Source organism: Ruegeria sp. YKSF57, assembly GCF_059612585.1.
The window spans coordinates 72,219-82,020 of record NZ_JBXWQW010000023.1; the positions used below are offsets into that span (position 1 = coordinate 72,219).

Below are 9,802 nucleotides of genomic sequence, written 5' to 3' on the forward strand. Positions count from 1 at the left end.
TTAGTCTCCGTCCGGCGTGGCGGTATGCGCCCTGAGCGATCCCCGCGAAATCGACAGCGCCTTGACCACCAGTTCGATATCCTTGCGCAGTTCCAACAGGCTCTCCTGCCGTCCGGCCGAAATCTCTTCGAGAATGCGCAGCAGCTGCACATCCATCGACCGCAGCCGCATCCGGCTCTCGGCATCCAGCCCTTCGCCATCGGCCTTTTCGCGCAGGTGATCCAGCAGCGCCTCCTGACCCAGCGCCACCCGATCCAGCGCCGAGGTCACGCCCTCGGTCTCGGCCTGCCGCTGGTTCATCTCTCCGATCACGTCGACCAGACGCCCCAGCTTGTCGGACACCACCGAATGGCCCTCTTCGTTGGCCTGGAACATGTCCTGCAACGTGTCCATCTGCTGCGACATCGCATCCAGGATCGGCGCCAGCAATGCCAGCTCCGCGCCACCCTCGTCGCCCGAGGCAAACCCAACACGGGTGATCGAGGACAGCCATTCCTCCAGCTCGCGATAGAACCGGTTCTGCCCATGCCCTGCAAATAGCTCCAGAAGTCCCACGATCAACGACCCGGCCAGACCCAGCAGCGACGATCCAAAGGCCACGCCCATGCCGCCCAGCTGCGCCTCAAGCCCGGTCATCAGGCGGTTGAAAACGGTCAGGCCCTCCTCTCCCTCCTGCGGATTGAGGCTGCGGATCGTATCCACCACCGCCGGAACCGTCGTGGCAAGACCAAAGAACGTCCCCAACAGGCCCAGATAGATCAGCAGGTTGGTGATATAGCGCGTGATCTCGCGCTCTTCCTCGATCCTCTCGGCCACCGAATCAAGGATTGATCGAGTCGAGGTCGAACTGATCTGGGACCGCGCCCCGCGCGAGCGCAGCAGCGACGCCAGCGGTGCCAGCATTTGCGGCGGCGTGCTGCCGTCGGTCTCGACGCCGCCCACGAAACCTTCGATCCAGCGCACCGATCCCATCAGCTGGACCACCTGATAGAAACAGGCCAGCACGCCGATGACAAAGACCAACAGGATAAAGCCGTTGAGATAGGGATTGGCCTCGAAAACCGGCATGACCCTTGGCAAGGCCACAAATACCCCAAACCCTGAAAGCCCGATCACGATCAGCATCATGAGGATCTGTCGGAACGGTTGCGAGAATTGAGGTCTCGCTTCGCGGTGTGCCTGCGCCATGCGCCTTGTTCCCGGTTTCTTCTGCTCTTGGCCGAACCTAGCGAATATCCGCCGGTGAAGCCAAGGAATTATGCCATCAGATTGCGAACGCGCTCTGAAAGCCACTCCAGATCCGGATCGCGCAATCCGATCTCGATCAGATGCTCGGTGGTATTGAACAGATACTCGGTGTTCGGCCCCCGCCCGCCGACGGCGCGCGCGATGATCTGCGCCTGTTCCTCCAGCGGCATGCCGCCACAATATTGCACGTGATGAGGGTCGATCACATAGGTCACCGCGTTCACCACCTCGCCGCATTCCAGATGCACGTCCAGCATCCGTTCCAGATAGGCAGACGAGATCAGCTCGCGCTCGCGCAACTCGTCCAGGGTGCGCTCCTCGTGACCGGGCTGGACCGCCAGCGCCAGCCCCTTGCAATGGGCCTCACCGACCTCGTCCAGCGCCAGCACCAGACCGGGGTTTTCCTCGGTGCCGCGATGGTGGATCGAAGACATGCAGAACGACCGGGCATAGCCATGCAGCGTCGCAAGCTCGCTGCGCGCCACCGGGAATCCGGGGTTCCACAACAGTGATCCGTATCCGAACACCCACATCGTCATCGCACTGGTCCTCGCCTGTTTGCGCCTATAAACATCAAATCCAGGGCAGGAAAAAGGGCCATTTCATGAACCGGCTGGTTCGCTTCTTCATTCTCGCGGCACTGCTTTGGTCAGGCTACTGGTTCATTGCGGGCTACGGCCTGCGCTCGGCAATCTCGGGCTGGTTCGACCAGCGCCAGCAACTGGGATGGCAGGCGGAGTTTTCCGATATCACCACAACCGGCTATCCCGCGCGCCACGTCACGCGCCTGAATAACCCCGCCCTGGCTGATCCGGCCACCGGCACCGCGTGGCGCGCCGACTGGATCGACATCGCCAGCCCTGCTGTCTGGCCCGGTCGCCAAACCCTGCACTTCGCCAACACGCCACAGCGGTTTTCCTATCTCGACCAGACCGCGATCGTCGCGGCGCAACAGTTGCAGGCCGGGCTGCACCTCCAACCCGGCGTCGCACTGGTTCTGGAACGGCTTGCACTGACCTCTGGCCCCTGGTCGATCTCGCAAGAGGGTACGGCGCTGGCAGGCGCCGCCGATCTGACCCTTGTGATGGAACAGACCGACCAGCCTGAAACCTATGCCCTTGCCGCGTCCGCCGACGGCTTTTCACCGGGGCAAGGGTTGCGTTCGCTACTACGCTCGTCCCGCTCGCTGCCGCAGTCCTTCGAAACGCTTGAACTCGACATGCTCACCCGGTTCGACAAACCCTGGGACCGCACCGCATTGGAAGAACGCCGCCCGCAGCCGGTCTTTATCGATCTCGCGCTGGCCGAGCTGAAATGGGGCGCGCTGCGCCTTTTCGCGACTGGAGAGCTGGATATCGACGCCCGGGGCATTCCAACCGGCCAGATCGCGATCAAGGCCGAGAACTGGCAGGACATGGTGGCGATGGCCAACGCCTCGGGCGCGCTGCCCGATCAGGCGGTCGATCCGGTAAACCGCGTGCTTGGTCTGCTGGCGGGGCTCAGCGGCAATCCGAATGCGCTGGACGTGGAATTGGGCTTCCGCGACGGCTTTGTCACTCTGGGCCCGGTGCCACTTGGCCCGGCGCCGCGCATTTTCCTGCGCTGAGCGCTTCAGCGACAGTATGGCCCGCTGCGATGGCGCGCTGTGTCCAGATGGAAGTGGTCGCGGTGATAGCCGTCGGACCCCGGCCCCAGCACCGTTCCGAACGGCCCGCAGGCATCTTTCCGAATTCTGCGCAACAGCGTCAGCGACTGCCCCCGCTTCCACCCTTCCAGCACGGTCAGCACTTCGCCATCCATCATCTTGAAGGCCGAAATGTCGATGGCCCGTCCCCTGCCGTGTTCCGATATCTTTGCGCCCTTGCGATTGTTCCGGGTCCGGCACGCGTAATGCGCCGCAACCTTCAGTTCGACCACCGGCCCGCGGCGGCGAAAGGTTGGCTTGACGGAACGTTCCACCCAGGTGTTCAACGCCTCGGCGGTGCCGCAATCCATGATCGCGGGCTGGCTCAGCACCACGCCGGAAACCGATTTGACCTTGACGGCATCCTTGATCCCGCAGCCATTGACCTTGTTGGGTACGTTGCCGATTTTTTCACCCTGAATATCGATGTTCCCGCAGACCGACCCCTTGCGCAGGCGGCGCTTCTTGAAAAATGCCTGCTGCTCGACGGCCTCGGGCCGTTTGTAGGGAAACGGCGATACATCCGGCCCAAGTTTCGGCAGATCAGCAGGCCGCGCGGCCGCCGCCATGACTTGCGGGGAAACCGGGCGCAACACCGGGCGCAAATCGGCCAAATCCACCACGGTCGCGATGGTATCTTGCGCCGCGGCGCTTGCGGCCTCGACCAAGGCGACCTCGGATGCGGTTCGGGATTTGGGGGTCAGTGAACTTTCGGGCGGATTGGCAATCGATACTGTTGCGGCAAGCACAATTGCTCCAAAAACCAGAACTCCGCCCAATCGCCTCATGACTTGGCCTTTCCTCGCCCGAAATCGGGGGCATCCGTATCCTGCCCCGCGTCGATGATTCCTCGTCGTATTGCTCTTGTGTGGGTGAAATAATCGAAAAGATGCTCGCCGTCACCTGTTCTGATCGCCCGCTGAAGCGCAAAGAGTTCCTCGGTGAACCGTCCGAGGATTTCCAGCGTCGCGTCCTTGTTGGTCAGAAACACGTCGCGCCACATGGTCGGATCGGATGCCGCGATCCGGGTGAAATCGCGAAATCCGGCCGCCGAATATTTGATCACCTCGCTATCGGTCACCCGGCGCAGGTCATCCGCAACGCCAACCATCGTATAGGCGATCAGGTGCGGCGCGTGGCTGGTTACCGCCAGCACCAGGTCGTGGTGATCGGCATCCATCTCGTCCACGTTCGACCCCATGCCCTCCCACAGCGCGCGCAGCTTTGCGACCGCCTCCGGCTCTGTTCCCTCGACCGGAACCAGCAGGCACCAGCGGTTGTCGAACAGCTCGGCAAAGCCCGATTCCGGTCCCGAATGCTCGGTCCCGGCCAGCGGGTGGGCTGGTACAAAATGCACACCAGGGGGGATGAAAGGCTGTACAGATTGTACAACATGGCGCTTGACCGAGCCGACATCCGTCACCGTCGCGCCCGGCTTGAGCACCGGCGCGATCTCTTCGGCAACCGGTCCCATCGCACCCACCGGCACGCAAAGTACAACCAGATCGGCCCCCTCGACCGCCTCGCGCGCACTGTCGCAAACCCGGTCACACAAGCCGATCCGCCGTGCGGTGTCACGGGTTTCCGCAGAGCGGGCATAGCCCGTCACCTCACCCGCAAGCCCCGCACGATTCATCGCCCAGAACATCGACGACGCGATAAGCCCAAGGCCGATCAGCGCCACGCGGTCATAAACCGGGCTCATGCCGCACCCCCTTTGAACGCAGCGACAGCCGCGGCAACGCGACGGCAGGCCGCCTCATCCCCTACGGTGATCCGCAGCGCCTCGGGCAGGTGATAGCCCGCCACCCGGCGCACGATAAGGCCTTGATTTTGCAGGTAGACGTCGCAGGCCTCGGCCTCGGTCCGGCTACCAAAGCGGGCAAGGATGAAATTCGTGCAGGACGGGTCGGACGGCACCCCGACACCGGCCAATTCATCAGCCAGCCAGGCACGCCATTTGGCGTTCTCTGCCTGACAGAACGCGACATAGGCCCGATCCCGCACCGCAGCCTCCGCCGCCTCAAGAGCCGCCGAAGACAGGTTGAAAGGCTGGCGGACACGGTTGAGCACGTCGATGACTTCGCGCGGGGCATACCCCCAGCCGACCCTCATGCCACCAAGCCCGTAAATCTTTGAAAACGTTCGTGTCATGATGACGTTGCTACGCGCATCGACCACCGAGGTACCGCCATCGAACCCGTCCACGAACTCGGTATAGGCACCATCCAGCACAAGGATCACATGATCCGGCAGGCCATCGGCCAGCCGCGCGACCTCGGCCTCGGGGATCATGGTCGAGGTGGGGTTGCCGGGATTGGTCAGGAACACCACCCGAGTTTTTTCGGAGCAGGCCGCAAGAATCGCATCGACATCCACCCTGCGCTCGCGCTCGGGAACCTGCACAGGAACCGCCCCGGCCATCCGCGCCAGAATGGGGTACATGGAAAACCCGTGTTCGGTGTGAATGACCTCGTCACCCACTCCGGCATAGGCCTGTACCACGAACTGCAGCACCTCGTCGGAACCGACACCGCAGATGATCCGGTCCGGGTCCAGCCCGTGCACTTCGCCAACGGCCGCACGCAGACCGGCGTGATCGGTGCTGGGATAGCGATGCAGAGACGCCGCGCTGGCTCGCACCGCTTCGATCGCCAAAGGGCTGGGACCAAACGGATTTTCGTTCGAGCTGAGCTTGATGACGTCGGTCACGCCGTCGACATGGGATTTGCCGCCCTGGTAAAGGGCGATGTCCATGATGCCGGGTTGTGGTGTGATCTTGTTCATGCAGGGCGCTCCTTGACTGCGCCCCTCATAGCGATGTCACGACCCTGAGAAAAGCCGCAAAACCCTCATGCGGCCTTGAAGCGCGCCGTCGCCGGATCGGCGTTGTAGTACGGAACGTAATCCTCGGTCCGGCGCGACAGCTCGTTGACACTGTTGATGATGAACTGAACCGTCTCTTCGCGCATCAGGTAGGAGAAATTCAGGCGGACCCAACCGGGTTTCTTCAACTCTTCACCTGCGGCAAGCGCGGCATGCAGGGCCTCGGAGGCCTCCTTGCCGATCCCCAGAAGGCGATGCGCGTATGGCCCGGCGCAGGCGCAACCGCCACGCGCCTGAATGCCATAGATGTCGCTGAGCATGCGTGTGAACAGCTGCTGATGTACCGGATTGCCGTCCCGATCCCGCACGAGAAAGGAAAAGATCGGCAGCCGGTGCGATTTGTCTACGCCCAGCAGAGTCAGGTGCGGATTGTCCCGCCATCCCTCCAGCGCCATGCGGTTGAACTGCGCCTCGCGCCGGGCAATCTCCGCAGTACCCACGGCATCCTTGACGATGAAAGCAAGAGCTGCGCGAATATCGCCGATCACGTTGGGTGTTCCGGCCTCTTCCCTCGCGGCCAGATCGGTGCTGTAGTCATGGCGCCACGGCGAGACGAAAGACACCGTGCCGCCGCCAGGCCAGCTTGGGCAGGCGCGTTTCACTGCTCCTTTGTTGACGACAAGAACACCGGACGCACCCGGCCCGCCAGGGAACTTGTGCGGCGAGACGACGATGGCGTCCTTGCGGGCATCCTTCGGACCCATATCCATCGGCAGATAGGGGCCGCCGCCGGCGTAATCCCAGATGGCCAGCGCGCCGTGCCGTTTCAGCAGGCGCGTCACCGGATCCGGGTCGGTGATGATCCCCGTCACGTTCGATGCCGCCGAAAATGACCCAACGATCAGGTCGGAATATGCGTGCTCTGCCAGCGCCACTTCCAGCGCCGCCAGATCCGGCCCACCTTCGGGTGCTTCCGGGATTTCGACGACCTTGGCCTTGCTTTCGCGCCACGGAAGTATGTTTGAATGATGCTCATACGGCCCGATGATGACAACCGGCTGGTCAGCCTCCCCTAGTCCGAATAGGCTGACCAGCCGATTGAGCCCCGCGGTGGCGCCCGACCCGGTAAAGATCACCGCGTCCTCTCCCCTTGCGCCAACAACGCGGGCAATCTCGGCGCGCGCGTCGCGGCGCAACCGAGTGATGTAGGACCCGCAAAAGGAGGCTTCAGTATGGCTGTTGGCATAGAATGGCAGAACGTGACCGGCCACAAAGTCTTCGACCTGACGCAGGGCCCGCCCCGAAGCGACGTAATCCGCATAAACCAGCGGGACATCGCCTTGAAGGCCCGGGATCAGGATGTTCTCGCCGATCAGCCCCTCCCGCAGGGTTTCATCCCGAACGGCGGCTTCGATGGTTGCACGAAACATGGAAAGGGTCATTGTGGAAGCTCCTTTAGGCCCTTCCAATGTGATCCAATAGTTGTATGGAAACTTCACCTATTTCTCTTCATTTAAGTAATTTTTTGTGTCATATGAACGATTATGTCAGACAAAATAGATCATATTGACCGCCGCCTTCTTATCGAGCTGCAAAAGGATGCATCGCTCTCGCAAAGGGATCTGGCGGATCGCGTGGGGTTGTCACAAAACGCCTGCTGGCGACGGTTGAAGATGCTGAACGAAAGCGGCGTCCTGAAAGGGTCGACGGCCCGGCTGGCGCGGGAGAGGCTGGGGCTGAACCTTGTCGTCTTTGTCATGCTGCGCACACGGCACCATTCGGCCGAGTGGCTGCAAGCGTTTCGCAGCCATGTCCTGACCATACCCGAGGTCGTGGATTTTCATCGTATCGGTGGCGACTATGACTATCAGCTCAAGGTGGTGACGCAGGATATGACATCCTATGACAAGGTCTATCAACGACTGATCGAGAAGGTCGAGCTGGATAGTGTCACGTCATATTTTGCGATGGAAGCGATCGCCGAAGGACGGCCCTTGCCCTTGTGACCTGCAGTGCATCTTCTGTTTTCTTAAACAGAAAAAGGCCGCGCATCTCGCGCGGCCTATCTGACTTGGAACGTCCGGCGAAGATCAGTTCTTCGCGTAGAATTCGACGACCAGGTTCGGTTCCATGATGACTGCGTACGGCACATCGCCCAGGCTCGGGGTGCGCACGAATGTGGCGGTCATTTTCGAATGGTCGGCGTCGATGTAATCCGGCACGTCGCGCTCGGCCAGCGAGGCGGCTTCCAGAACAACAGCGAGTTGCTTGGATTTGTCGCGGACCTCGATCACGTCGCCTTCCTTGACGCGGTAGGACGGGATGTTGACGCGCTGGCCGTTCACCTTGACGTGGCCGTGGTTCACGAACTGACGCGCAGCAAACACGGTCGGCACGAACTTGGCGCGGTAAACGACGGCGTCCAGGCGGCGCTCCAGCAGGCCGATCAGGTTTTCACCGGTGTCGCCTTTGACACGCTCAGCTTCGGCATAAATGCGGCGGAACTGCTTTTCGGTCAGGTCGCCGTAATAGCCTTTCAGCTTCTGCTTGGCGCGCAGCTGCAGACCGAAGTCCGACAGCTTGCCCTTGCGGCGCTGGCCGTGCTGGCCGGGGCCGTATTCACGGCGGTTGACCGGGGATTTCGGACGACCCCAGATGTTTTCGCCCATCCGGCGGTCGATTTTGTACTTGGCAGACGTGCGTTTGGTCACGGCTGATCTCCTTCAGTTTTGGTCACGGCCTTTTGGGCCAGTATGAAGGGCGTTGTCCTCTTGGGTTTCCCCATGACAGGCATCCCCTTACGGGGGCCACCAACACCAACGAAGCCGCGCTTATATCCGCCTTTGGGGCGGAGTCAACACAACAACGACGAATTTCGGCAATGTACGGAACTGGGTCGGCTTACGCCTGGGCCGCCAATCGATTCGGCATCCAGACGACTTCGCCGCTGTCGGGCGCCTGCTCGTCACCGCAGGCAAATCCGGCGTCGGCGTTTGCGGCCTGGATGTCGTCGACGACAATCGGCTGGTCCGGCAAGGCCGAAACGGTTTCCTGTTCAACCCAAAGCTCGGTTTCACGTGGCGGCAGCACGCCCTCGAACACCACGAATAAATGTTCGTACATGTCGAAGCGGATCACCTTTGCCGAATAGGTTTGCGCACCATTGGTCACCGTGAACCGGGCGCAGAACGGACCCTCGCCCTGAACTGCCTGAAGCACATCTGCGCTTAGCGAAGGACGAAGCGATGACACATTGTGGATTCCGGCGGCGCTTGGGTTCTGCCCCGACCATCCTGACGCGGGATTGGTTTCCAGGCCATCAACTCGGCTGGCCTGCCCACGCCACGACCACGCCGCACCACGCCTGATCGCTGAAATCGGTGGCGTTTCCAGCCCGTCCAATTCCGTTTGCGACCAGGAAATGACAAATGTCCCCTGCTCTCGCCTGCTCATCCGCCCGTATACCCGTTATTCATTTTTGCACTTGTTATTGCGAGAAAGGTTAACAGGTGAAATCCGTCAAGAAAAGGTATTTCATGGAGTTTTCACCACTATACCTCGTATAGGTCGCGCTTTGGTCACTTGAATCGTTAAACACCCATTGCTACCAAAGCATCAATGACACCGGACCCGTCCACGCCTCGTATCGTTGCCTGTACCTGCCTGCGGGATGACGGATCTTATATCCTTGAATGGATCGCCCATCATCTGGCCTGCGGTTTCGACCATTTTGTGGTTTTCACCCATGACTGTTCGGACAGCAGCCCGGCGCTTCTGGACGCGCTGTCAGCGGCAGGTATTGTGACACATGTCGCGTTTCAACACACGCAAAAGGTCACCGCGCAATGGCAGGCGCTGAAACTGGCGGCAAAACACCCCGCCATTCTTGCCGCTGACTGGGTCTTGTTTTTCGACTGCGACGAATTCCTTTGGCTGCCCGAGGACTGCGCAAGCATTGGCCAACTTGTCGCGATGTTCGAGGATCGCTCCGGCCCGTTCGACGCCCTGGCAATCCCGTGGCGTTTTTTTGGGTCGGACAGCGTC

11 protein-coding genes are annotated in these 9,802 nt (G+C 61.3%); 3 read left to right on the top strand and 8 right to left on the bottom strand.

Annotated features, from left to right (window positions below; genetic code table 11):
• Positions 1-1,188, bottom strand: a complete 1,188-nt coding sequence (locus AC2FLX_RS11640) for a biopolymer transporter ExbB (protein ID WP_480749553.1) — start codon at positions 1,186-1,188, stop codon at positions 1-3.
• A gap of 68 nt (positions 1,189-1,256) precedes the next feature.
• Positions 1,257-1,787, bottom strand: a complete 531-nt coding sequence (locus tag AC2FLX_RS11645) for a gamma-glutamylcyclotransferase (protein WP_496810635.1) — start codon at positions 1,785-1,787, stop codon at positions 1,257-1,259.
• A 65-nt stretch (positions 1,788-1,852) separates the two neighbouring features.
• Here AC2FLX_RS11645 and AC2FLX_RS11650 point away from each other — a divergent pair, with 65 nt between their 5' ends.
• Positions 1,853-2,854 carry a DUF2125 domain-containing protein gene (locus AC2FLX_RS11650; protein ID WP_496807900.1) on the top strand — a complete coding sequence of 334 codons (1,002 nt, stop codon included), beginning with the start codon at positions 1,853-1,855 and terminating at the stop codon, positions 2,852-2,854.
• 5 nt (positions 2,855-2,859) lie between these two features.
• On the opposite strand, the gene AC2FLX_RS11655 is transcribed toward AC2FLX_RS11650, so the two are convergent.
• The 4 genes from AC2FLX_RS11655 to AC2FLX_RS11670 all read right to left on the bottom strand — a co-directional run bounded on the left by AC2FLX_RS11655 (position 2,860) and on the right by AC2FLX_RS11670 (position 7,200).
• Complete coding sequence (locus AC2FLX_RS11655) at positions 2,860-3,720, bottom strand: extensin-like domain-containing protein (RefSeq protein ID WP_480749556.1); 861 nt, start codon at positions 3,718-3,720, stop codon at positions 2,860-2,862.
• Complete coding sequence (locus tag AC2FLX_RS11660) at positions 3,717-4,637, bottom strand: prephenate/arogenate dehydrogenase family protein (protein WP_496810636.1); 921 nt, start codon at positions 4,635-4,637, stop codon at positions 3,717-3,719. Before AC2FLX_RS11660 ends, AC2FLX_RS11655 begins: the two co-directional genes overlap by 4 nt.
• Positions 4,634-5,719: a histidinol-phosphate transaminase gene (gene hisC, locus AC2FLX_RS11665; protein ID WP_496810637.1), complete on the bottom strand. Its 1,086-nt coding sequence runs from the start codon at positions 5,717-5,719 to the stop codon at positions 4,634-4,636. The genes AC2FLX_RS11660 and hisC overlap by 4 nt, the downstream gene beginning before the upstream one ends.
• Positions 5,720-5,784: 65 nt before the next feature.
• Positions 5,785-7,200 (bottom strand): aminotransferase class V-fold PLP-dependent enzyme, encoded by a 1,416-nt coding sequence (locus AC2FLX_RS11670; protein WP_496810638.1) that lies wholly within the window; start codon positions 7,198-7,200, stop codon positions 5,785-5,787.
• Positions 7,201-7,302: 102 nt separating this feature from the next.
• On the opposite strand from AC2FLX_RS11670, the gene AC2FLX_RS11675 reads away from it, so the two are divergent.
• Positions 7,303-7,764, top strand: coding sequence for an Lrp/AsnC family transcriptional regulator (locus AC2FLX_RS11675; RefSeq protein ID WP_496743702.1), 462 nt, complete (start codon positions 7,303-7,305; stop codon positions 7,762-7,764).
• An 84-nt stretch (positions 7,765-7,848) separates the two neighbouring features.
• Here the strand turns inward: AC2FLX_RS11675 and rpsD are convergent, their stop codons facing one another.
• Together rpsD and AC2FLX_RS11685 are read right to left on the bottom strand one after the other, a co-directional pair.
• A complete protein-coding gene (gene rpsD, locus AC2FLX_RS11680; RefSeq protein WP_480749561.1) occupies positions 7,849-8,469 on the bottom strand; it encodes a 30S ribosomal protein S4 in 621 nt (206 codons plus the stop codon).
• Between the two features lie 190 nt (positions 8,470-8,659).
• On the bottom strand, positions 8,660-9,211 hold the full coding sequence (locus tag AC2FLX_RS11685; RefSeq protein WP_496810639.1) for a hypothetical protein: 552 nt from the start codon (positions 9,209-9,211) through the stop codon (positions 8,660-8,662).
• Between the two features lie 165 nt (positions 9,212-9,376).
• Between AC2FLX_RS11685 and AC2FLX_RS11690 the strand changes: the two genes are divergently transcribed.
• Positions 9,377-9,802 (top strand): glycosyltransferase family 2 protein (locus tag AC2FLX_RS11690; RefSeq protein ID WP_496875432.1); only part of this gene is annotated, 426 nt, incomplete at its 3' end.

Coding starts and splice junctions, on each gene's coding strand:
- AC2FLX_RS11675 (WP_496743702.1), top strand. CDS start 7,303: ATGTCAGACAAAATAGATCATATTGACCGCCGCCTTCTTATCGAGCTG.
- AC2FLX_RS11645 (WP_496810635.1), bottom strand. CDS start 1,787: ATGACGATGTGGGTGTTCGGATACGGATCACTGTTGTGGAACCCCGGA.
- AC2FLX_RS11685 (WP_496810639.1), bottom strand. CDS start 9,211: ATGAGCAGGCGAGAGCAGGGGACATTTGTCATTTCCTGGTCGCAAACG.
- AC2FLX_RS11650 (WP_496807900.1), top strand. CDS start 1,853: ATGAACCGGCTGGTTCGCTTCTTCATTCTCGCGGCACTGCTTTGGTCA.
- AC2FLX_RS11660 (WP_496810636.1), bottom strand. CDS start 4,637: ATGAGCCCGGTTTATGACCGCGTGGCGCTGATCGGCCTTGGGCTTATC.
- AC2FLX_RS11670 (WP_496810638.1), bottom strand. CDS start 7,200: ATGACCCTTTCCATGTTTCGTGCAACCATCGAAGCCGCCGTTCGGGAT.
- AC2FLX_RS11655 (WP_480749556.1), bottom strand. CDS start 3,720: ATGAGGCGATTGGGCGGAGTTCTGGTTTTTGGAGCAATTGTGCTTGCC.
- hisC (WP_496810637.1), bottom strand. CDS start 5,719: ATGAACAAGATCACACCACAACCCGGCATCATGGACATCGCCCTTTAC.
- AC2FLX_RS11640 (WP_480749553.1), bottom strand. CDS start 1,188: ATGGCGCAGGCACACCGCGAAGCGAGACCTCAATTCTCGCAACCGTTC.